Annotated in this window: 19 protein-coding genes; 9 read left to right on the forward strand and 10 right to left on the reverse strand. The window is 32.5% G+C overall.

Annotated features, from left to right (window positions below; translation table 11 throughout):
- Positions 1–4: 4 nt before the first annotated feature.
- On the reverse strand, positions 5–973 hold the full coding sequence (locus tag ACJDU8_RS07055) for an ATP-grasp domain-containing protein (RefSeq protein WP_406791444.1): 969 nt from the start codon (positions 971–973) through the stop codon (positions 5–7).
- Between the two features lie 221 nt (positions 974–1,194).
- Here ACJDU8_RS07055 and ACJDU8_RS07060 point away from each other — a divergent pair, with 221 nt between their 5' ends.
- A complete protein-coding gene (locus ACJDU8_RS07060) occupies positions 1,195–1,878 on the forward strand; it encodes a PIG-L deacetylase family protein (protein WP_406791445.1) in 684 nt (227 codons plus the stop codon).
- 132 nt (positions 1,879–2,010) lie between these two features.
- Here the strand turns inward: ACJDU8_RS07060 and ACJDU8_RS07065 are convergent, their stop codons facing one another.
- Genes ACJDU8_RS07065 through ACJDU8_RS07075 form a run of 3 tightly spaced genes read right to left on the reverse strand, consistent with a single transcriptional unit; the run spans position 2,011 to position 5,374 of the window.
- Positions 2,011–3,408, reverse strand: coding sequence for a metallophosphoesterase family protein (locus ACJDU8_RS07065; protein ID WP_406791446.1), 1,398 nt, complete (start codon positions 3,406–3,408; stop codon positions 2,011–2,013).
- A 15-nt stretch (positions 3,409–3,423) separates the two neighbouring features.
- On the reverse strand, positions 3,424–4,362 hold the full coding sequence (locus tag ACJDU8_RS07070) for a dTDP-glucose 4,6-dehydratase (RefSeq protein WP_406791447.1): 939 nt from the start codon (positions 4,360–4,362) through the stop codon (positions 3,424–3,426).
- A gap of 10 nt (positions 4,363–4,372) precedes the next feature.
- The gene (locus ACJDU8_RS07075; protein ID WP_406791448.1) at positions 4,373–5,374 is read right to left on the reverse strand and encodes an SDR family NAD(P)-dependent oxidoreductase; all 1,002 of its coding nucleotides are present in this window, start codon (positions 5,372–5,374) and stop codon (positions 4,373–4,375) included.
- A 145-nt stretch (positions 5,375–5,519) separates the two neighbouring features.
- Here ACJDU8_RS07075 and ACJDU8_RS07080 point away from each other — a divergent pair, with 145 nt between their 5' ends.
- From ACJDU8_RS07080 to ACJDU8_RS07105, 6 genes are all read left to right on the forward strand, one after another.
- On the forward strand, positions 5,520–6,872 hold the full coding sequence (locus tag ACJDU8_RS07080; protein ID WP_406791449.1) for a glycosyltransferase family 2 protein: 1,353 nt from the start codon (positions 5,520–5,522) through the stop codon (positions 6,870–6,872).
- A 14-nt stretch (positions 6,873–6,886) separates the two neighbouring features.
- Entirely contained in the window at positions 6,887–8,818 is a 1,932-nt protein-coding gene (locus ACJDU8_RS07085; protein WP_406791450.1) for a glycosyltransferase, read from the forward strand.
- Between the two features lie 700 nt (positions 8,819–9,518).
- Positions 9,519–9,692 (forward strand): recombinase family protein, encoded by a 174-nt coding sequence (locus ACJDU8_RS07090; protein WP_406791539.1) that lies wholly within the window; start codon positions 9,519–9,521, stop codon positions 9,690–9,692.
- Between the two features lie 153 nt (positions 9,693–9,845).
- Positions 9,846–10,022, forward strand: a complete 177-nt coding sequence (locus ACJDU8_RS07095) for a hypothetical protein (RefSeq protein WP_406791451.1) — start codon at positions 9,846–9,848, stop codon at positions 10,020–10,022.
- Between the two features lie 368 nt (positions 10,023–10,390).
- Positions 10,391–11,281, forward strand: a complete 891-nt coding sequence (locus tag ACJDU8_RS07100; RefSeq protein ID WP_406791452.1) for a methyltransferase domain-containing protein — start codon at positions 10,391–10,393, stop codon at positions 11,279–11,281.
- 276 nt (positions 11,282–11,557) lie between these two features.
- Positions 11,558–11,716 (forward strand): Spo0E family sporulation regulatory protein-aspartic acid phosphatase, encoded by a 159-nt coding sequence (locus tag ACJDU8_RS07105; protein ID WP_406791453.1) that lies wholly within the window; start codon positions 11,558–11,560, stop codon positions 11,714–11,716.
- Positions 11,717–12,643: 927 nt separating this feature from the next.
- Here the strand turns inward: ACJDU8_RS07105 and ACJDU8_RS07110 are convergent.
- Positions 12,644–12,895, reverse strand: coding sequence for a methyl-accepting chemotaxis protein (locus ACJDU8_RS07110; RefSeq protein ID WP_406791454.1), 252 nt, complete (start codon positions 12,893–12,895; stop codon positions 12,644–12,646).
- A 1,153-nt stretch (positions 12,896–14,048) separates the two neighbouring features.
- On the opposite strand from ACJDU8_RS07110, the gene ACJDU8_RS07115 reads away from it, so the two are divergent.
- Both ACJDU8_RS07115 and ACJDU8_RS07120 read left to right on the forward strand, forming a co-directional pair.
- Positions 14,049–15,767, forward strand: a complete 1,719-nt coding sequence (locus tag ACJDU8_RS07115; RefSeq protein WP_406791455.1) for an ABC transporter ATP-binding protein — start codon at positions 14,049–14,051, stop codon at positions 15,765–15,767.
- 3 nt (positions 15,768–15,770) lie between these two features.
- Positions 15,771–17,615, forward strand: coding sequence for an ABC transporter ATP-binding protein (locus ACJDU8_RS07120; protein ID WP_406791456.1), 1,845 nt, complete (start codon positions 15,771–15,773; stop codon positions 17,613–17,615).
- Positions 17,616–17,989: 374 nt separating this feature from the next.
- Here ACJDU8_RS07120 and ACJDU8_RS07125 read toward each other — a convergent pair whose 3' ends face one another.
- The 5 genes from ACJDU8_RS07125 to ACJDU8_RS07145 all read right to left on the reverse strand — a co-directional run bounded on the left by ACJDU8_RS07125 (position 17,990) and on the right by ACJDU8_RS07145 (position 23,082).
- Entirely contained in the window at positions 17,990–19,276 is a 1,287-nt protein-coding gene (locus tag ACJDU8_RS07125) for a nitrogenase component 1 (protein ID WP_406791457.1), read from the reverse strand.
- Entirely contained in the window at positions 19,264–20,727 is a 1,464-nt protein-coding gene (locus tag ACJDU8_RS07130) for a nitrogenase component 1 (RefSeq protein ID WP_406791458.1), read from the reverse strand. Before ACJDU8_RS07130 ends, ACJDU8_RS07125 begins: the two co-directional genes overlap by 13 nt.
- Before the next feature lie 189 nt (positions 20,728–20,916).
- Positions 20,917–21,669, reverse strand: coding sequence for an amino acid ABC transporter ATP-binding protein (locus tag ACJDU8_RS07135; RefSeq protein WP_406791459.1), 753 nt, complete (start codon positions 21,667–21,669; stop codon positions 20,917–20,919).
- Complete coding sequence (locus tag ACJDU8_RS07140; RefSeq protein ID WP_406791460.1) at positions 21,666–22,376, reverse strand: amino acid ABC transporter permease; 711 nt, start codon at positions 22,374–22,376, stop codon at positions 21,666–21,668. Before ACJDU8_RS07140 ends, ACJDU8_RS07135 begins: the two co-directional genes overlap by 4 nt.
- A 4-nt stretch (positions 22,377–22,380) precedes the next feature.
- The gene (locus ACJDU8_RS07145; protein WP_406791461.1) at positions 22,381–23,082 is read right to left on the reverse strand and encodes an amino acid ABC transporter permease; all 702 of its coding nucleotides are present in this window, start codon (positions 23,080–23,082) and stop codon (positions 22,381–22,383) included.
- Positions 23,083–23,164 lie beyond the last annotated feature (82 nt).

Genomic DNA, 23,164 nt, shown 5'->3' on the forward strand with positions numbered 1-23,164 from the left:
TTCTTTAATAAAACTTATAATATTCTGTTATATATCGGTAAGCTTCACCCGTCCTTATAGTTGGTGGAGTAATAGATCTATTAAGAACAATATTTTCAAAAGCATATATAACATCATTAAATCCAAATTGTGCTCTAATAAAAGCAGTACTAGAGTATCTGGGATTAATTTCAAAAATAAAGGGCTCGGAACCATTCTGTTTCCGTAACTGAATATTAATGGAACCAGTTATATTTAGTTTTTCTGCAACACTTTTGCATAGTTCTTCTATTTCTTTATCAAAGATTACCTTTACTTCATAGCTCATTCCATCTTTTATGGTTCTTTCAAGAGTAATCACATATATTTCATCGCTAAAACAATCTTTGTACACTCCATTAGTATACTCAGTTCCATGAATATACTCTTGAAGCATGAAGCTGCTGTCTAGATTAGTAATATCCTCAAATTCTTTACGGTTTTGAATTATGTGAAGATGCTTTGAGCCACAATCAGAAGTTTTTTTTAATACAAAGGGATATTTAAACCCTTTTAATAGGTCCTCTTTTGGTGTTGATTCATTATATAAGACTGAGTATGAGTAGGGAAAGTTATTATTTTTTAAAATCTCCATTGTTTTGTATTTATCGCGACAAATGTTGATTACATGCAGTGGAGGAATGGCAATACGACAACGTATTTCATCATCTAATTCATTAAAATGATCACAGATATACAAAAGCTCCTGTTCACTACAAATATAAATCAGGTCAATTGAATTATGAAGAGAAAACTTATTTATTAATTCTGTAAATAATAAGCTTTCAGCTTTAGGAACAATATGAAAGCTATCACAAAATAGAGGGTGCAGCACATAGTTTCTACAATCTGTCCCCCAAACTTTTATATTATAGTTTGTATTACGCAAGGCTTTGCAGACTGCTTGACCCAGATCACCTCCAACAGAGGTAACTAAAACATTATACTGTGTCATAATAAATCCTTCCTTTATGATGTGTAAAAAACCTAAAGGTAGTTACACCCAAAATTAATTACAATCAATACAACTGAAGTTATATTACTTCTAACAATATAGTATATGTAACTTAATAAATTTAGTGTGCATACACTAATGTTATAACTCACCCAAAATTATGGAAATTGCCTTGTACTATATATTTTACTGTGTTATATAGAATACTGGGGGAATTTGTAATGGAAAAGATTTTAGTAATAGCAGCACATCCAGATGATGAAATTTTAGGATGTGGTGGGACAATAAAAAGACTTATTAAAGAAGGGAATGAAGTATATTCATTAATTTTATCTGACGGCACTACCTCAAGGCATGACAATATGAATACTGAAGTAATGGAAGAAATTAAGATAAGACTTCAAGATAGTTTATCAGCAAATAAGCTTATAGGATATAAAGAAACTTTCTTTTGTCAGTTTACTGATAACAGCTTTGATAAGGAAGGTTTCTTAACTATTGTAAAATTGGTTGAAAAGTATGTTTCTCAAATTAAGCCTTCTATTATATTCTCACATCATTATGGAGATTTAAATATTGATCATCGAATAACTTTTAAAGCAGTTGAAACAGCCACAAGACCTATGGCGGAGTGCCCCGTAAAAGAAATATACTGTTTTGAAACCTTGTCTGCTACGGAATGGAATTTTCTAAACAAAGATAAATTTACACCTAATTATTTCGTAAATATTGAAGATACACTAAAGGACAAACTAGAAGCAATGAAATGTTATAAATCAGAGTTACGAGAATACCCCCATCCTCGTTCCTTAGAAGGGTTGGAGGTGGCTGCTAAAAGGTGGGGCACAGTTATTGGATGCACCTACGCAGAAGCTTTTGAATTAATAAGGAAGGTAGTTATATAACAAATTATAGTATAATGATAAGAAGCTTGCTATTTTAAGAGGTCTTAAACACGGAAGAAACAATTATTAATTGGCCTCCCGTGTTTTCTACATATTCAGTATTTCACTTTAGGCCTGTTCCAGGCTAATTTGTTAACTTTTATCTCCAAGAAGCTGAAAATTAAAACTTATATCAGAACTAGAAGGACTTACTTGATGAATTTCTACGGCTATTACATTATCTCCATTTTTAAGGAAATTTGTATCAATTATAGTTTTTTCAAAAGAAACTTCATCTATTCCATTTAAGGCTTTAATGGCTAAAGTATTGTATTTAATTATACCAGAAGGCATATTAGTTCTATATACTTCCTTACCATTTAGATATACAACAGCCCCATCATCCCTTTGAATTCGAAGTACCAAACTTTTATATATTGATGTATCATAAGCAGTAAAATGTTTTCTGAAATAAGTTGTTATATATTTTTTGTGAACATTAGGCCCATAACTTATAACTGTAACCTCACCTCCATCTCCATAACCCAGTTCAGCAAGTCCAGAAGGCCATGAAGAATCATCAAAATCAAGCTCTCTCCAAGAAGTTCCTAGGTCAGAACCCTTATCAAAATACATCCATGATGCACCCATGGGAATTAATATATCTATTATAGTATTAGAAGCAGACCCATTAATAGGCGGGTATATAGAACAACTATCAATAAGGTCATTTTCTTTATCGTATACTTGTAGAGAAACCCCACTATCATTTATGTCTAAAACACAATAATGGTATACCGCAATAGGGCCAACAATGGCATTTTTTATATTAGTAATGTGTGCATTTAATGAAGAACCTGCACCGCCGGTAGTTATTTGATAAATGGAATTTTGTATTAGCAAGCCACTAGTAGTGAAAGATTTATCTATAAGACGACGGCAGTAGTTGTGTTCATGGCCCACAAATACTGCTGTTACATTATACTGAGCAAGAATGGACCATAAGGCATTACGGTCATCTGGACTCATATCTAGACTTTCCCCATGGTGATGTCCAGTAGGAAAAGCAGGAACATGGAAAAACACAAAATTATATTTTTTATCACTGCCATCTAGTGTATTCTTTAACCAGGTGCGTTGTTTTGCGTCGATGACATAGCTATAGTTTGAACCTGTTCGATTTGAGTTTAAAATGATAAAGCGAGCACTTTCATAATCAAAGTAGTATACAGTTCGTTGATATCCTGCTAGCTGTTCATTAGGAAGATAAGAAAATGCATTACTGAAAGCAGTTTCATTATTTTCGTGGCTCCCAAGTACTGGATAGATCATAGTAACAGAATAATAGTCCTCAATTAATTTCTTCCAGTTTTCTAATTGCTCATTTACTTTAGTTCCGCCATATACCATATCTCCTACAAAAATTATAAATTTTGGCTGCGGTGACAATCCCTTAATACGAGAGAGTATGGTACGGAGCAATTGTGTATTTACCGCTACAGCAGATTTACTGCTATCTGCTAGTACTGCAATACGAAAAGTCGACTCCACATATGCCACCTCCAATTATAATTGTGCCTTTAAAAACTCTTCTGTCCTCACTATGCCTTCAATCAAAGATATTTTTGGGGTCCACCCAAGAAGCTTCTGGCTATACCGTGCATCGCACAATAACTTCTGTATTTCACTTTGGGGGTGAATGTGAGTTGCATATTTAATATTTTCTGTTTTATCAGTGATTAATTTTGCTAATTCATTAATTGAGATGTCAAAACCACTACCCGCATTTATCACTTTCCCTTCTGACTTTTCAGAGTAACCCGCCTCTACTACGAAATCAGCGCAATCTGCAACATATAAGAAGTCTCTTGTCTGGCTGCCATCACCATATATAGATAGTGTTTCATTCATAAGTTTTTTATTAATAAAGATTGAAATTACCCCACCTTCACTATTTTCTTTCTGATATGGTCCATAGGTGTTAAAGGGACGAAGAATGGTTACAGGAAGACCATAAGCATAGTAATAGGATAAAGCTAACTGTTCTCCAGCCAATTTAGCAGCTGCATAAGGAGAAGCTGGACGTGTAGGGTAACTTTCAGAAATACCTTCTTTGTTTGAAGCTTTGCTGTATACCATGCAAGTACTCATATACACAAACTTTGTCTTATTTAGTTTGCATTGTTGCAGAACATTGAAGCTTCCTATCACATCATTTTCAAAAGTACTTTTTGGGTCATCAATACTACCCTGAACATTAATTGAAGCTGCAAGATGATAACATATATTAAATTTATTAACAAAAAGAGCCTTAAGAAGATGGTTGTCCATAATGCTTCCTGTTATGAAGGTAATATACGGATAAATAAGTTGTAAATCTTCCAAATTATTTACTGAACCATTTGAGAGATTATCTAGTATCCATATCCTATGATTGTCCTCTGCAAGCCGTTTTACTACCCATCTTCCAATAAACCCTGCACCACCTGTTACAAGTACATTCATGATATCACCCCTATATTAATTTATTCTTAACGAGAAAATCTAAAAGTTTTTCTTTTGTAAGATTAATGCTAGTTTTTGAAGATATTTCTCCGGATACTTGTTTTCCTTTTCTTAAATCAAAGGTACTTTGCCTACCTGATGAAACCGTAGGAAGTATAGCGTAATAGTCATCAAACTCAAAAGATCTCTCTGCCTCATGAGTCGTAATAAGTTCCTCAAAGAGTTTTTCAGAATTCAGTTTTTGTGTTATCTTTATTTCAATGTGTTTTAAATATATAGGAGCTAAATATTCGATTAATACTTCAGCAAGATCAACTATGCGAATACTTGGCATTTTTTTAATTAAAATTTCTCCTCCAGTTGCTATTTCACTACTTTTTATTAAAAGGTCAACCGCATCATTAATTGTACATATAAAACGGGTCATATCTGGATGAGTAACTGTTACATAGTTTTGTTTTTTTATTTGATTTTTAAATAAATCAAGAACACAGCCTCTAGAACCAAAAACATTTCCGAAACGTACCGTTGTAAAAATTGTTGAATTTTCCATTAAAAAATTTGCATGGGATATAAGCCTTTCACTGTAGAGTTTTCCAACCCCCATTACAGTAGTGGGATTGGCAGCTTTATCACTGCTCGTAAATATGACTTTTTCCACATTGTTTAAGGTTGCACTTTTGATAATATTCTGAGTACCGATAACATTCGTAATACAAGCCTCATGTGGATTATTTTCGCAAATATCAACAATCTTCATAGCAGCAGTATGAAAAACTATATCTATCCCTCTTAAAGCTGAATTTATGCTGTCATAATTTCTTATATCACCAATTATGAAACCAACCTTTGGATTTTGTTTAAAATAATAAAGCTCTGCCTCTTGTTTTTGTTCATCTCTGCTAAATATATAAATATGATTTATATCATATTTTAATAGTCTATTTAATAACGCTTTTCCAATGGTACCAGTACCACCAGTAATTAAGATTTTTTTATTACTAATCCACATTTCACATCCCTCTCTCATCAGTTAGTAATATAATATATGAAGTTAGGACTATTAGTGATAATGTTTCAAATTATTTCTTAGTTATACACACTATATAAATGCCACCATATATTATCATTAGAAACAGTTGTAGGAGGAAGTCAAAATGACGCAATTGTCCGACAGGAAGCCTGGTCTTGTAAGTATTGTAATTGCTACTTATAATTATGGCCATTTTATAATAGATGCTCTTAATGGAATCCAAAAACAAACATATCCTGACATAGAGCTTATTATCATGGACGATGCTTCAGATGATAATACAGAGAAACTTGTAAATTCATGGTATAAAAAATGTGAATATAAATTTTCAAATTTTATTTATTTAAAACTTCCAAGAAATTGTGGAGCGGGTTGGGCCTACAATATTGGATTTCAGATTTCATCTGGAGAATATATTGTAATACATGATGCAGATGATGTCAGCTATCCAGCAAAAATTAAAAGGCAGGTGAAAGTATTAGATGAACATCCAGATACTGCTATGGTAGGCACAGGATTTAGAACTTTTAAAAATAATATTTTTGAAAGTAAGCCTGGAAGTGGTTGGCTAAGCTTCAATTCAGAGCATATAGAGAAAAATTATAAAAAGTATTTAAGACACTGCGTGGCTTATGGTACACTAATGTTTCGTGCTGCCATTTTGGAAGAGATTATTGGATGCTTTAAAGCCATTCCAGTTGGCAATGATATGTTTTTTGTAAATAATATAGTGAATCATGATTTTATCATTGAAAATATAAAAGAGGAATTACACTATGTAAGAAAGCATACAGGATCTATGAGCAGTCAGATACGTCATAAACAAGATATAAACGTGCTCAAAAAGAGGAAAGTTGTTGATAATCTTGTTAGTATAGTACTGCCAGTTAAAAACAGTGGCTTAACTATTTATGATACATTAAAGAGTATAGGTAAGCAGACCTACCCTCATATTGAAATTATCATAATAGATGATTGTTCCAATGACAACTCAGAAGAAGTAATTAATAATTGGTACAAAAGATATAGAAATCACTCAAATAATAACTGTATTAAGGATTTATTATATTTTAAACCGCCCAAAGAAGTCTGTTCCCCTTGGACATATAATATTGGGGCGTATCTATCCAGAGGAGAATATATAGCATTTCACCATGATAAAGGTTTAAGTCACCCTGAAAGAATACAAAAACAAGTAGATTTTTTAAAGAATAACTTCATGTACAGTGCAGTAGGTACAAATTGGGAACCCGGTGGAACAATGATACTATATGACGATAAGATCGAATACTCCTACATCACCGAATCCTTTAACTGCGTGAATATAAATACTCTAATGATAAGATATGAACAAATTCATAAGACAGCTGGTTTCAATAACTTAATGCAGGGTGCATGGGATTTTGAATTTATATATAGACTCTTAAATAATGGATACAAGGTACAGAATCTTAGGGATGTTTTGTACTTCCAATAAAAGGAGTTGAGCTTATGAGACCGTTAATTAGTATAGTAATGCCTGTGTATAATTGTAACGAATTCATAGAAGAAAGTATTAGAAGTATCTGCGAACAAACATATACAAATTGGGAACTAGTAATTGTAAATGATGCTTCACAGGATAACACAGTAGAAAAAATATCTCGAATACAAGATGAAAGAATTCATCTAATCAACTTAAAAGAGCACCAAGGAATTGCATCAGCTTTTGCAAAAGGCTATGAATTTGCAAAGGGAGACTTTATCATAAGACATGATGGGGACGACATAAGTTTACCTACTCGTTTGGAAATTCAACAGAGTTATTTGAAAGATAATCCAAAGCTAGGGATGGTCTCATGTCTTATATCTTGTTTTACGAGAGATCAGTCCTTACGTAAGGATTGCATTTTTATTGAGAGAATTCAAAACTACTATAAAGATAACAAAGAAATTGAAAAATCAATTATAGCAGGTTTTTTACCAGTCATATTTCCGACTTTAATGATTCGTAAAAAACTTATGGATAAGGTAAATTATAATAGTAAAACTTCTCTTTTTGATGATCAAACAGAATTATTATTAGAGTTGATTAAGTTAAGTCCTGTAGAAAAGGTAAATACTATTCTTTATTCCTACAGAAGGCACAAAGAGGCTTATCATGTTGTAAATCAGAAGGAATATGATAAATATACATGTAAACTACTTAAAGATCCTTCTGTTAAAAATTATTTTCAATTTAAGGAGTTTTATAAGAATTTGAATTTTGATGTACAAAGACAAGTTCAGCCGAATGAAAATAGTAAATTGAGGGTACTAATGCTTATAGATGCATTAAATGTTGGAGGAACAGAAACCCATGTTCTTAATATTACTAAAAAATTAATAGATATGGGAATTTATGCGGTCGTAGCAACTTCTGGTGGTCCTATGGAATTAATAATGAAGTCCTATGGAATAAAAGTAATTAAAATTCCTATTGATGGAGACTATATATCCAACAAGAAAAAATTTGGAATGATAAAAATACTAAAGACCATTGTTGATAAAGAAAAAATAAATGTTATTCACTGCCATTTATTTGCAAGTATGCAGCTTGCTAGCGAACTTTATAGAATGTATAAGATACCATATGTAGTCACCATTCATGGATTATTTTATCCTAATAATATTTTTTATTCTACCTGTATTCAAGCCTCCAAAATAATTGCAGTAAGTAAGCCTGTTAGAAAAATGCTGCATAATAAACTTGGAGACAAAATTGGAGATAAAATTGTTATAATTCCCAACGGAATTAGTAAGGATTTAGTTGATAATTCTCATACGGATGTAGATATACGAAAGGAACTTAACATACCCAAAAATGCAGAAATATTATGCTATTGCAGCAGATTAGATTGGAACAAGACCAATGTAGCTCGTGTATTATTATTTAGTTTCACACAGCTTTTAGAAGAATATTCTAATCTACACGTTATTGTTATAGGGGATGGTCCTGGAAGAGAAAGCTTAGAAAAAGAAGCACAAGTAATCAATGAAATGGCTGAAAGAGATGTTGTGCATATGATAGGAGCAAAAGTAGATGTAATACCATATTATCTCCAAAGCAGCATTATAATTGGAACAGCCAGAGTTGCATTAGAAGGGATGATGTGTAGAAAACCTGTAATTGCTATAGGTAATCAAGGCTATACGGGAATTGTAACTGAAAGTAGAAAAGATATTCAATGGGATATGTATTTTGGTGATCATGATGCTCTTGGAAAACCTAATGTTAAAAATCTAGTAAGAGATATTAACCATCTCTTAAGGAAAAAGGAAAGAATTAGAAGAATCGGCAAATGGTCCAGAGGTTGGTGTGAAAAAATGTTTGATATCGATAACTTTGTAAAGGAGCTTGTAAAAATTTATGTAAATGCTTTAAATAATAAAGGAAGATTCTAGAATAGCTAAGAAGTCATATTTATAAGGTTTAAAGCGTGAGGGTTAAGAAGAACTATTTAAGTAGAATTTAGTGGATTTCACCCACCACGCTTCGCCTCTATCACTAAAACCCACGATACATAATACATATAACCGTACTTGAAATTCAGTAGGGTTTTATTTTACTTTAATAAAATTAGTATATAGTTACTGAACATAGTATAAATGTAAATTCTCTGATTTAACACTGCATCTAATAAGAAAATTGCGTACTAAATTAACTCATTGTGCTAGTTTTATCCCAGAAAAAAATTACGAATGAAAAACTCAAGCGAATATTGTAACCTATCATAAAGCACTAAAAATATATGATAGGAGAAATCAGAGCTTTAAAAATAATTATTTGGTTCTATTTGGGTACTACTAGCTCGAAATAGAACCCAAAAGCAAAAGAAAATAGAACAAGCTAAATTTGTAAAACGCTTATGTACCAATGGTTGCCATAATACACTTTAGCACAAAGCAAGCAGTCTACCGCACTCCAAAACCGTTGGTTGTGGGTTGGATCCCTACTGCCCCTGCCAAACTGAAATAAAAGTAGTCTAATCAATAGTTAGATTGGTTTTTTCTTTTATATCCATTTCTTATTAATTACAAACCTTTGTATTGTGTGTTGCGTATAGACCTTTGTGTAGTTCTTTATGATTAATACAATGAGAAGATCACAGGAACTAAGGTTGATAGGCCAGAGTTAAAGGAGTTAAATGGAAGCTGGTTAGATACTGGCTCTCCACCAGGCGAATTAATGATGACTATATTCGCTGGTATGGCTCAGTTTGAAAGGAAGCTAATGTTACAGCGTTGTAATGAAGGCAGAGAGGTTACAAAGTTCTAAATTGGTTTTTTCATAGCTGTGATAAGCTATATTTAAGACAAATGACGTTAAAAATTTGAAGTAACCTTTTATTTCCTATATAATTAAGTTAAGACGGAATAGTAAATTTTTGCGTGTTAAATTCTAAGCATACCATTTTAAGGAGGAGTTTGTATGGAACTTGAAGAAAAAGTAAAATTCCTTGAAAATTTTTATGTTGCAATATTGGCGGATTCTGTTTATCGATATACAAAAGAAGGTATATTGCCACGAATTGTTGAGGAAAAGAGAAAAGAACAAATGAAATCTGGTAAGCAATTAGTTCAAAGCATGGAAGTAACAAGGGCATAAGATGTCTTCATAGTTTTTAACGAAATTTTTAATTGTGCAAAATGGGAAATCATTAATGAAAAAGACGGGTTTATTGCTGTCAATAAAGTTTGTAAACTTTATTCTCTTTGCAAAAAAAATGGTGCAGATAAACCTTGTGATATTTATTGTCTTAACCCCTTAGAAAGCATGATTAAAGGACTTAATCATAGTTATGGATTTACTGTAAAAGAAACCCTATGGGATGAAACAAAATGTAAACTACAGATAAAACTAACATAAATATAAAAACAGGATATTAAGATTAGAGTGAAAACTGCTCTAATTTTATTTTTTAGTGCGTGCTATAATAATATCGAACGAATGATTTTATATTGGAGTGTAGGTTTATGAGTAAAATTTCATGGAATGAAAAACTTGATTTTTTAAAAGCTATTCGCATAGGTTGGTGTAATAATGATTATATTGAATTTTTAGTTAGAAGGGTTTGGAAAATTGACAAGGCAGTTAATATAATAGATTTTGGTTGTGGTTTTGGATATGTTGGACTATTATTATTGCCTATATTACCTAAAGGAAGTACATATACAGGTATTGACATCAGTGAAACACTTTTAGGTGAAGCAGAAAATATTTTTTCAAACTCAGGGTACTCTACGAAATTTATTAAGGTAGATTTAGATAAGTATGAACCAGAAGAAATTTACGATATTGCTATATCACAGGCCGTTTTAAGGCATATACCTAACGCAAAGAACATTATTAAAAAGATGATACAATCTGTTATAGAAGGTGGCTTGATAATTTGTATGGAAGGTGACGTGGAAATAGAAAAGGCAGGACGGTATTTCTCTGGTTTTGATTATACGGAACTTGATTTGCCACATTTGCATAGGAAAATATACAAAAAGGAATTATCAAATGGGGGAAGAGATTATAGATTTGCTATTAAGATTCCTATATTTATGCAAGAATTGGGGTTATATAATGTTGGAGTTAGGATGAATGATTGTGTTAAATTTGTTAATCCATGTGGAGATAAAGACGAACACATCAAACAATATAATGCGATGACTAGGGCATGGGGGTGGGATAGGCAGTTGTCAGAGAATGATAGAGTAAATTATATTAATGTACTTATAGGAAAGGGCCTAAGTGAACAGGAAGCAGAAATGTATGTAAATAGTGAAATCAAGATTAGTGAATACGTAATGAAACAAAAGGATAGTACCTATATACTTCAAGCACCGTGTACGCTCATATCATATGGAAACAAATGATTCTTTATAGATTTAATACGAAAATTTCTTGTATTGTTTATTAATCGTAAATCCAAGATATTTAAACAATAGTAAGATATTAGCAACTAAATGTTATAATATTATTCAGCAACTATTACCGATTATAACAAAACAATATACTAAAAAATGCGATAATTTATTGTATTTATTTACCAATATGATAAAATTATTAAAATATATTTGAATAATTGGTATTTTTATAATATAATATGGAAGTATGTTGAATTAATGTCAAATTGGTAAGGGGGGATTTGTATGAAAAGAGTATTAGAAAAGCTAAGAGATGACTTAAATACTATGCTAGATTCAGGCAAATTTACTGATGAGGAAATATTATATGTAAGCCAGAAACTAGATAAACTTATTGTTTCCTATTACAAACTTAATTTATCAAACAACTTAGAAAGTGCTTAATTTGGAATTTTATTTTTATATTAATATATGAGGAATATCTTTAGAATGAGAATGAACAAAACAGACCCATAATTTACTGTGAGCCTGTTTTTTTATATTTCATGGACATAAAGAGAGAACGCTGCTTTTTAAAAAAACAACCTCTCCCTGTTTTAAATTTTCTTTAGCAACAGAAACACTAGTGGTAATATATCGATATATTACCATGTAATACACCTAATGGAATTTTACATCTTGAGCTGTAGTGCATAACAAATAATATTATAATTGGTAACTCTAATATAATAAACCACATAATATAGTATAGGGCATTGTCGGTATATAACTACCTATTCTGTGGCTATTGTTTTGATACTGATTTATGATAACCTTCGAAGCAAGTATTACCAGTAAACAAGAAGCATCCTCTTTAATTATGAAATGAATAAATCAACATTGAAATTAGCTAATCAAAATTTACTTCAAGTCATGTTAATTTATGACACATACAATCGTAAACCATCTAAACTTACAAAAGTTGAATTTGATAGAATTACAGTAGATTCAAATTCATTTGTAATTTATAGCGAGAATTCATTTGAGTTTGAAAATAATACAGTTAATATGGTTTTCAAAATATTCTTTCACATCCAGTCATGTCAAGCCATGCTTCATTAATACTATTTTGCTCAATAGCAGGGGTTTTATATTTATAAACCTTATCTCATCCTATATTTTTGACATAAAGATAAAATGCGTTAGGTGAGAATTTCTATCTTCCCATTAACGCATTTAATTTTCTGCATTTCAATATTTTAATTTTTTATATATTTTAATTTCCTAACATCCGATAATTAACACTTGCGAAAAAATTATTTTAAATTATTGGCCAATTCATTCATATCGGAAAGCAGAGACAATACTTCCTGTAGACTAACGTTGATTTGCTCAACGACAGCTTTCACTAGCCACTATACTAAAGCCTTTTCCGTATTCACCTGCTCTTGCAGCTTCAATGGCTGCATTTAGTCCAAGCATCTTTGTTTGATCTGCGATACTCCTTATATAATTTATAATTTGATGTATTCTTTCCGAAAGTTCTTTTATATTTTGTATTTCTTTATTTAAGAATTGCTGATTTTCTGATACATTTACAGCAGATGAAGAAAGTTCTTCTACAGCTGCAGCAACCTGTTTCAAGCTTTCATTTACATTTTGATTTATGTTCTTTGCTATTTAGAGTATACATTATAAAAATTTTGATTTTTTTATATTATAATTATCCTTTCATGAACATTTTTGGGCAATTTATAAATCAGTACAATAAAAGGTAGCTTTTCTATATCAGCTATAGAAGACATAAAGAATGAGGCTAGATTTGATAAAACCAACATTTCTACACCATTAGAAAGGCAACAGATGAAAGAACAACTGAAGTAATAAACTAGTATCTAAAAAGAGGGAGATGAAAAATTTCATTTCCCTCTAATAATTTGCTTAGCAGACTGAATTACATCCACATCCGCAACATAATAATAAAAGTATTATTATAACTACTACTTCTTTACCTCGTCCAAATCCACCACAACCGACATTACGTCTGCATGACATAAAGATCCCTCCTTGCTATCTTTTGTTATATATATTTATAATATTACTGTGGTAAATAAATGTTACTGTGGTAAATAAATTTATATAACAAATCTACAAGAAAAATTATTCTACTCATAGTTACACTACACCTACTTGTTTCCAATTTTTATTTGTAATACTTTGCTTTTAATATTCACTAAAGATGTGTTTAGTAAAAGTGCCTCGACTTATACATAATATTGACTTTGGGAGCGAGGTTAAAGAGGTAGTTTTGAAATGCAGACAACTTATTAACAAATTTAAAATTCAGTCTATTTTCGTTGAATATGGTTATTGCCTTTTGTATAATATCTATATAATTCTTTGTTGCTACCTAATTTTAATCATAAAAAAATATTAATTGTGTAATTTGATCAATTATGTAAATGGAGGTATTAGCATGGAAATTGCAATAATCATTATTTCAGCAGGAGTACGGAAGTATATATAGTTACACTGATGTACCAAATGCCATTTGCAACAGGATACAAGCAATCTAATACCATAGTTGTTCCTCTTGGAGGAGCATTAACAATTCTGAGCAGGATATTTTAAGGATGGGTTTCTATTCAGTCTACAATATCAAGATAGAGGGAGTTTCAAGCTGATGCCACAGCTTCCCAAATTACCGGTACCCTGAAAGTTTGGCCTCAGCCTTTGAGAAGATATCCAAATACGAAATATTGGAATCAGACTTTAACCGAAAGAAGAGGATACAAAAATGAATCTATACCGTAAATACTTTAAAAAATATAAATTCCCCTTTTTAGTGGCTGTTTTTTGCGTTGCTCTTGAAGCAATCTGTGATTTGCTTGGTCCTACGCTTATGTCAAATATTATTAATACAGGAATTGATCAGGAATTACTTTCCAAAGTTTATTATTGGGGAACGCTAATGCTTATAGTAACTGCTGTTGGTGCATGTTTTGCTGTTACACGAAATATTTTGGCCAGTAAAGTATCACAGCGTATGGGAGCAGATTTGAGATATGATTTGTTCAAAAAGATTGTGTATTTTTCCGAACTAAGTATCGATAAAATTGAAAGCGGCTCCCTCATTACGCGTATGACTAATGATACATCACAAATTATACAGTTTGTAAACGGAATCATGAGAATTTTTTTAAAAGCACCTATTACGTGTATTGGCAGTATCGTATTTGCAAGTCTGCTTAATTTTAAGTTAAGTATTATTATTTATAGTGTTGTTGCAGTAGTTGCCATTCTTATTATAATTAGTATGAAGCTTAGCTATCCTCGTTTTTATAAATTGCAAAAAGCAATGGATAAGGTAAACTTGATTGTGCAGGAGTATCTCATAGGAGTTCGCTTGGTTAAGGCCTTCGGAACTTATGACAAGGAAATTGATAAGTTTGAAAATGCAAATATGAATTTGATGCAAAAAGGTGTATCCTCTCAAATGGTCATTACATTAGTGTCGCCATTAATAACACTTACTGTTGGGGTTGGTACAGTAATTGTAATTTTTATTGGAAGTAAGATGTTTCTTTTGAATCTTGCAAAGCCAGGTGATATTACGGCATTCACAATTTATATGGCACAAATTCTTACATCTTTAGTTATGATAACCAATATATTTAATACCTTTGTAAGAACGAAGGCTTCCACTGCCCGTATTAAAGAAGTATTTGATTGTGATGAGGATTTTACTCACAGTGGTGAAATAAAAGAATTAAATGGTGATATCGATTTTAAAAATGTAACATTTGCATACCCTAATGGCAGCGGTGTACCTGCCCTAAAAAATCTGTCATTTTCTATTAAGAATGGACAAAGCTTGGCAATAATTGGACCAACCGGCAGTGGTAAATCCACAATCGCTTGGCTACTTTTGCGATTTTATGATGTAAACAGCGGGAAAATTTTGATTAACGACTGTGATATTAAATCACTAAATATTGATTCAGTTCGCAATAATATTGCTATTGTACCACAAAAGCCAATGCTTTTTTCAGGATCCATTGCTGAAAATATTAGATGGGGAAATAAGGAGGCTACCGATGAAATGATATATCAAGCTGCAAGTAAGGCGCAAGCAAATTTTGCTGAAAATATGAAAGATGGCTATGAAAGCTTTTTGGGAAGTGCCGGAGTTAATGTCTCTGGTGGACAAAAGCAGCGTATTTCAATAGCTCGTGGAATACTCAAAAATTCTTCTGTACTTATACTAGATGATGCAACCAGTGCACTAGATGCAGTGACTGAATCTAAAGTGCGGCAAAATCTAAACTCTAAAACAAGAAATCAAACCATAATTATCATTACTCAACGCTGTGGAACAGCTATGTTTGCAGATGAAATTTTAGTTATGGATAATGGAATAAAAGTTGGATATGGCACACATAATCAGCTCATGGAAAGTTGTGAAATATATAGAGATATATACAAAACACAAATAGAAGGCAGTAAGGATGTGTAATCGATGGCACAACAATTTTTTAAACAGGAAGTAAAAATACCCTCTATTAGTGGGAGACCGGTAGGCGGTGGCGGCAAACGTTTTGCACCCACTGAAAGGCCTAAAAATGCAAAGGGTACACTAATGCGTATTATAAAAATATATATGCGTTGGGCTAAAACTATTTTTATAGTTATGATACTTACAGCATTTTCGTCAGCAGTTTCTGTTGCAATTCCTTATTTTATAGGGAAAACCTTTAATACATTTAAAATTCCAACTAGAACAGTGGATACAAAGATGCTTGTTTGGATATTATTAATAATTGTGATTCTGTATGCAGCTAATTGGCTTGTTTCATGTATCAGCGGAGTTATAATGCTTAAGGTTTCACAGAAGCTTGTGTTTGTGTTACGCACAGAATTTTTTGAAAAAATGCAAAAACTTCCCCTTGGATTTTATGATACACGTTCTCATGGTGACACAATGAGCAGAATTACAAATGATGTAGATAATATTAGCTCTACTATTGCACAGACAACCACACAATTAATATCAAGTGCGTTAACGCTAGTGGGCTCTTTTATAGTGATGATAATACTAAATGTACCTCTTACCCTAGTTGTTTTATTATGTATTCCCCTTGTGATGCTTTTAACTCGAGTAATTGCCTCACGAAGCCGTGCTTATTTTTTGACGCAACAGCGAAGTCTTGGATTACTCAATGGAGTAATTGAAGAAAATGTATTAGGGCTAAAAATGGTAAAAGCCTTTGGTAAACAACAAGATGTTTTAAGGCAGTTTGAAGAAATTAATGAAAGACTTTATGAAAGTAGTAATAAAGCACAGGTATGGTCTGGATATATGATGCCACTTATGAATGTTATTAACAATTTTATCTTTACAATTGTTGCTATTGTGGGTGGTATATTGTCAGTAGGATACGGCCTTGCAGTTGGTACTGTAGTTAGTTTTATGAGTTATTCAAAACAATTTGCACAGCCACTTAACTCTGTGGCAGGTATGTTTAATACCATTCAATCAGCACTTGCTGGAGCAGAACGTGTTTTTGAAATTTTGGATAGTGAAGAGGAGCCAGCTGATATGGTAAATGCCATTGATATGGAGCATCCAAATGGTGATGTTACTTTTGAAAATGTGTATTTTTCATATGACAAATCTGCTCCTATACTAAAGAATGTGAGCTTTAATGTCAAGGCAGGCAAAATAGTTGCTTTAGTAGGTGAAACTGGTGCAGGGAAAACTACTATTGTTAATCTCCTCACTCGTTTTTATGATGCAGACAGCGGCAGAATTTTAATTGATAATGAACCAATTACAAATTTGAAACGAGCCAGTCTTAGAAAATGTTTTTCAGTAGTGCTGCAAGATACTTGTCTCTTTACTGGTACAATTATGGATAATATTCGCTATTCACAAAAGGATGCAACAGACGAACAGGTGATAAAAGCTGCGAAAATAGCTCATGCTCACGATTTTATTGACAAATTATCAAAAGGGTACTATACAATGGTATCTGGAGCCACAGATAATTTAAGTCAGGGACAACGTCAGCTTGTAGCTATTGCTCGAGCAGTGCTTTGTGACAGTCCTATTTTAATTTTAGATGAAGCAACCAGTAGTGTTGATACAAAAACTGAAAAAGATATTCAGAATGCATTACTAAGTTTAATGAAGAATCGTACAAGCTTTTTGATTGCACATCGTTTGTCTACTATTAGAGATGCAGATCACATTATGGTCATTGGTGATGGAAAAATACTAGAAAGTGGAAATCATAAAAGTCTTATGGATAACGGTGGACAATACTATAAAATGGTCATTAGCCAAATGGGAGAATTACCCTAGAAACAAGTGTTGGATGAATAAAGAGCTTTAAGTTTTAGAAAAATTCAATTTCCTTTGGATTATCAAAAAGCATTTGAGTTAAGTGCTAGTTTAATAAAGTAATATATTATATAGGGCTCCTATACAAAAACTTAGCTAATGCATACCTTAAAATATAGTTAATTAAAGTGGGAACCCTATAAATTACGATGATTCAATAACACTATTTTCTTCATTACCCTAAATCCATGATCCTACTCCAATTTGATGGACACTAAGAATCCTTATATAATAAGAATAAGAAACTGGTAAAGGATTAAATGAAAGTATGGATTACTTATATAAAGCTGCTGACAAAACATGTTTATCAACAGCCTGAGATTTATACAAAAATCTTACAGATTATCATACAAATCTTCTATTAGTGTCAAACTTCCTCGATAGCCTGCATATGTACGGTTAAAAATTAATCTGTCTGTAATTGGGAAAGATATTACACTACATTGAATATCTTTTCTTAAAGCAATTTCTCTCTCATTAGTACTTCCAATTAACAATGTTATTTCATCATTTTCCTCTAATGCCTTTGTAATATTGTACTGGTCTGTTTCAAATAAAACCTTCGGTGGTCTAGCATACTCTAATTTTGTAATACGCTTTGTAATACATTCTTTATCCGTTTCTCGAAACATAGGATCTGTTACAATAGTTATAACAGGCGTGAAACTGTAATCATTGGCCAAATATCTAGTAATACCTATGGAGGTATTGGCATCACCCACCACTGCGAATTTTTTCCAGCTAAGTCCTCCAATTGCCGTTTCTAAATAACTGTATACATAGTCTTCTTCTTCTTCAATTACTTTCTCCACTAGTTCTTTATCCAAATCCAAGGCTTTTGCAACCTGACGGATAAAATCGGTAGTATCTGTAACTCCAATTGGAAGCCCAGCAAAGCGAAGATATGGAACTCCAAATCGACTCTCATACTCTTTTGCCGCATTTTTCAACAACCATGGATTTACAATAATATTAAGTACAGCTGCTGAAGAATTTTTAATATTTTCAATTCCTTGATGCTCTGTAAAAAAGGTATTCACCTCTAACCCAAGTTTTCTAAGAATTCTAGTCAATTCTTCGAAGTTACCACTCCAGAACGGATCATGATTTGGAATAATTCCAAGTAAGTTTACAAGATTCTTCTGCTTTGGACGACTTTCTTGTACCACGTAATCTAAAAAAGTTTCAAACACCACTTCATATCCCAAGTTGCTATCCCCTGCGAACCCTGGCGTTTCAATGGGGTAAATATCAATACCTTGATTTACAAATTCATTAATAACACTTACAATATCATCCCCGATAATTCCGGCAGTACATCCTGTCAATACAAAATAAGCGTTTGCATCTATCACTTCAATGGATCCTTTTATTGCATTTCGCAACTTATCTACGCCGCCAAAAACAACTTCTCTTTCTAACATATTCGAACATGGCAAAGAAACACCTGATAAAAAATATGGTGTTTTTCCTCCTGCTTGTCCTGCTTCTCCGGCCGTTGTTTGCATACAACAGCCAGGACCTGAATGAAAGATTGGGCATACTCTGTCGACTACTCCAAGGACTGCATTAATTCCCCCAAGGACACAATTGCCACGTGGACTTTCTGTTACTTTAGACATTCTTTCTCCCCCCAACTTTGTATGTACTTAAATGGATTTTCTTCATACCAGCTTTCCCGATATGGCAAACGGGCATGTCTCGCTAATTTTTTGTTGAATCCTGGATTTTCAATCTGATCTGCAATTTTACTTCCCAAATATAAAATTCCATCATACCCCATTGTTGGGCGCTTCATATCCAGGACATGCGTAGTTGGTATTCCAAGTTTAGCAGCCCAGGTAGGAACACCAATAAATACATCCGGTTTCAAACGTCTCACTAGATTAATTTGCTCAAATGGCTGCATATTTGCTACATCCACAATGTAATCCTGATGTATTTCATTTAAATATTCAATATCAATTTGTGCATCCACATCATAGGTAGGTGTTTCCAATCCTACTAGCTTCATTCCAAAATCATCAATTAAAGCTGCTGCTGCAAAAGAACGTCCTGTTCCACCACAGATAAATACACGTTTTCCTTGTAAACGCTTTTTGATCTTATCAATTTGTGGTAAAATTCTTTCGTGCTCTTTTTCAATATACCCTTCTGCTTCTTTCTCTTTTCCTACTAAAGCAGCAATTCCCCTAAACCATTTATCTGTATTACGAATACCAATGGGCATCACGGTATGAGAATACGGAATATCATAGGTTCTATCTAATTCCTTCATAAATTCATCTGCAAATACCTTACATATAGAAGTAGATGCCTGTGCAGATGGAATTTCCCTTATCTTTTCAAGAGAACTATAAAATGGGATATAATTTGCCGTCAAGCCTAACAATCCAAGCATTCTTTCTATTTCTAACTGATCCTTGTAACTAACTGTTACCGGTGCAAAAAGATTAATAAAGTTCTCTTTCTTTATTAGTTTTTCTTCCTTTAAAATGTATTTTGATATAGATATAAATGCCGCATCAAAACCAGAAGCACAGATTTTTGACTTAAAGCCTTCACAGTGAATAGGAATTAGCAGAGCCTCATTATCTCTTTGTAAATTTCTTGCCACAGCATCAATGTCATCTCCAATAATACCAGAAGCACAGGACGTAAAAATGAAAATTAATTTTGGATTATATCTTTCCTTCGCATATTGTATTGCCTCTATTAATTTTTTCTCTCCACCAAAAATAACATCATCTTTATCAATATTTGTTACAATGATTCTTGGATTACGAATTAATTTTACTCCCCTGTGAGCTTGACCTACGCGGTATACATCCGTTGCTAATGTTGTACACCCAACACATCCTTGAGGAGAATGTGCTATAAATACAGCATCATCTAAGGACATTAATGCAGCCATACTGTTAATCTGCTGACACTGCAAACCTTGACTAAAGCTTCTGTCAGCTTTCTTTAGACAACCTTTTTTAAAATCTTCGGAAATCTGTTTGCTATTACCACCACAATCATTGTGGGTATTTGGTCTGTCCTCTCTTATTCCTGAATAAATTTTACTCATATTTTTGTATCCTCCGCAATTTATTTATATTAATAAACGTCTATTAATTCATTTTTTCCATATAATTTTTCATTTAGAATTGGTCTTATTACTCTCAAAGAATGTTAGATCTGCCAAGAGCATTATGTTAAAAAAGTTTAGACAAAATTATAAACGTGAATCTATCAATAGAAAACCATGGCAACCATACTAAATTGTATAGCTCCATTCAGAAACTATTCTCTTCAAAAATTGCTTTGTTCTCTCTTCCTTAGGATTTGTAAAAACTGCCTGAGGTGTTCCTTCTTCAACTATTACGCCATTCTCCATAAATATAACTCTGCTTGCTATATCATAAGCAAATGACATCTCATGAGTAACTACAATCATTGTTATGCCTTCCTTTGCCACTTTTTTCATTACTGAAAGTACTTCACCTACAAGTTCAGGATCTAATGCTGATGTGGGCTCATCAAAAAGAATTACTTCGGGATTAAGGGCAAGTGCTCGAGCTATACCAACACGCTGCTGCTGGCCACCTGAAAGTTGAGATGGATAAAAATTGTATTTTTCTGACAAACCAACCTTATTAAGCACTTTTTTACTTATCTCTTGTGCTTCATTCTTTGGTACTTTTCTTGCGACAACTAAACCCTCCATTACATTCTCAAGCGCTGTTTTATTATTAAAAAGGTTATATGACTGGAAAACCATAGCTGTCTGTCTTCTTATTCTAAGTACATCTTTTTTAGTTTCATGGTTAAATTTTACATGAATATCCCCTATAGATATTTCACCTGCATCTGCCTTTTCCAAAAAATTGATACATCTTAATAGTGTAGTTTTTCCTGAACCACTAGGTCCTAATATTACTACAACCTCTCCTTTGTTAACTTTTAAATCAACACCTTTTAAAACTTCATTTTTTCCAAAAGACTTGTGTACTCCTTTTATCTCAATCAAAGAACTTCCCCCTTACTGTAGATTCTAAGACGTTTCTCCAATATAAACGATAATTTTTCAATTACTATACAAATAACCCAATAAACTATTGCTGCTGCTACATAAGCTTCAAGAAATTTATAATTTGAAGTTGCTGTTATTAATGCTGCATTCATAAGATCAGTTACCGAAATCATAAATACAAGTGATGAACCTTTAATAAGACCTATTAAGCTGCTGCACAACATAGGTACAGCTACAGGCAGTGCTTGTGGCAATACAATTCGTCTTAAAGTCTGGCCCGTTGTAAGCCCTGCAGAATAAGCAGCTTCATACTGTCCTTCATCTACAGCTAGAAGAGCCCCTCTTATTGCTTCAGATATATTTGCTGAAGCAAATAATGATAATGCTATAATTGCTATATAAATAAGAGGTATATCCTTAGCTCGTAATGACCAGTGAAATTTTTCTGCAAGCCCATCAAAACTTTGAACTACTGCAAAATACAAAATTAAAATCAGTAGTACAATTGGTATACCTTTTATAATTACAACAAAAACTTGTGACAATCTATTAAGTATCTTAACCTGAAATACTCTTGTTAATGCAATGAAAGTTCCTATAATACAACCTAGTACTAGTGATGCAAATGACATTATTAGCGTTATAGGAGTATATTTAATTGCTGCTTTAAGTGCTACAAACATGAAACCAATATCAAATCCCATATTTTCACCTACCATCACCTATTATTTTTTTATATGTAACCTTTTTTTCAATAACAGTACAACCTTTTTCTACAAGAATACTTAGCACAAGGAAAATTAATGCTGAACCTATATAGCCCTCAAGTGTATGATAGGTTCTAGCTCCTATGGTTTGTGCTTTTCCCATTACATCAATTATTCCAAGTGAAAAAGCTATAGAGGAGTCTTGAAGAAGACCTACCATATTAGTTGAAAGACTTGGTAAAGCAATCAATAGTGCCTGAGGTGCTACTACTCGATGGAAAGTCTGTATCCTTGTCATTCCTACTGAATAAGCAGCCTCTGTCTGGCCTATTGATACACTTATTATAGCTGATCTTATTACTTCAGCCATAAAAGCTGCAGCATTTAAGCCATAGGTAATTATTACAAAAAATAATTTATCCCATTTATTAATATCAATGCCTATAAGCATAAAAAGCACTGGTAGACCATAATACACTATAAACATTTGCACAATTATAGGCGTACCTCGCATAAAGGATATATAAACAATTGATATTTGATTTAGTATAGGTATCTTATAGATACGAAATAAAGCTAAAATCATTCCTAAAAATATACCTATTACAGTTGCCAGCAATACAATCAATAGGGTGATATGAAGGCGAGATAACAATTGTGGCAAATACTCAAATACTAATCTAATGTCAAATAACTTTCCCATATTTATCTCCTACCTTTAACATTATTTTGGATTGTTTTACAGACATTATCAGAACGTATGATATCACCATAGTGTATTTCAT

The organism is Candidatus Clostridium eludens (assembly GCF_045310515.1).
GTDB lineage: Bacteria > Bacillota > Clostridia > Clostridiales > Clostridiaceae > Clostridium_B > Clostridium_B eludens.

Bases quoted from the DNA above. Each gene is read 5' to 3' on its own strand.
- ACJDU8_RS07055 (WP_406791444.1), bottom strand. From the start codon at position 973: ATGACACAGTATAATGTTTTAGTTACCTCTGTTGGAGGTGATCTGGGT.
- ACJDU8_RS07060 (WP_406791445.1), top strand. From the start codon at position 1,195: ATGGAAAAGATTTTAGTAATAGCAGCACATCCAGATGATGAAATTTTA.
- ACJDU8_RS07070 (WP_406791447.1), bottom strand. From the start codon at position 4,362: ATGAATGTACTTGTAACAGGTGGTGCAGGGTTTATTGGAAGATGGGTA.
- ACJDU8_RS07075 (WP_406791448.1), bottom strand. From the start codon at position 5,374: ATGTGGATTAGTAATAAAAAAATCTTAATTACTGGTGGTACTGGTACC.
- ACJDU8_RS07080 (WP_406791449.1), top strand. From the start codon at position 5,520: ATGACGCAATTGTCCGACAGGAAGCCTGGTCTTGTAAGTATTGTAATT.
- ACJDU8_RS07085 (WP_406791450.1), top strand. From the start codon at position 6,887: ATGAGACCGTTAATTAGTATAGTAATGCCTGTGTATAATTGTAACGAA.
- ACJDU8_RS07095 (WP_406791451.1), top strand. From the start codon at position 9,846: ATGGAACTTGAAGAAAAAGTAAAATTCCTTGAAAATTTTTATGTTGCA.
- ACJDU8_RS07100 (WP_406791452.1), top strand. From the start codon at position 10,391: ATGAGTAAAATTTCATGGAATGAAAAACTTGATTTTTTAAAAGCTATT.
- ACJDU8_RS07105 (WP_406791453.1), top strand. From the start codon at position 11,558: ATGAAAAGAGTATTAGAAAAGCTAAGAGATGACTTAAATACTATGCTA.
- ACJDU8_RS07115 (WP_406791455.1), top strand. From the start codon at position 14,049: ATGAATCTATACCGTAAATACTTTAAAAAATATAAATTCCCCTTTTTA.
- ACJDU8_RS07120 (WP_406791456.1), top strand. From the start codon at position 15,771: ATGGCACAACAATTTTTTAAACAGGAAGTAAAAATACCCTCTATTAGT.
- ACJDU8_RS07125 (WP_406791457.1), bottom strand. From the start codon at position 19,276: ATGTCTAAAGTAACAGAAAGTCCACGTGGCAATTGTGTCCTTGGGGGA.
- ACJDU8_RS07130 (WP_406791458.1), bottom strand. From the start codon at position 20,727: ATGAGTAAAATTTATTCAGGAATAAGAGAGGACAGACCAAATACCCAC.
- ACJDU8_RS07140 (WP_406791460.1), bottom strand. From the start codon at position 22,376: ATGGGATTTGATATTGGTTTCATGTTTGTAGCACTTAAAGCAGCAATT.
- ACJDU8_RS07145 (WP_406791461.1), bottom strand. From the start codon at position 23,082: ATGGGAAAGTTATTTGACATTAGATTAGTATTTGAGTATTTGCCACAA.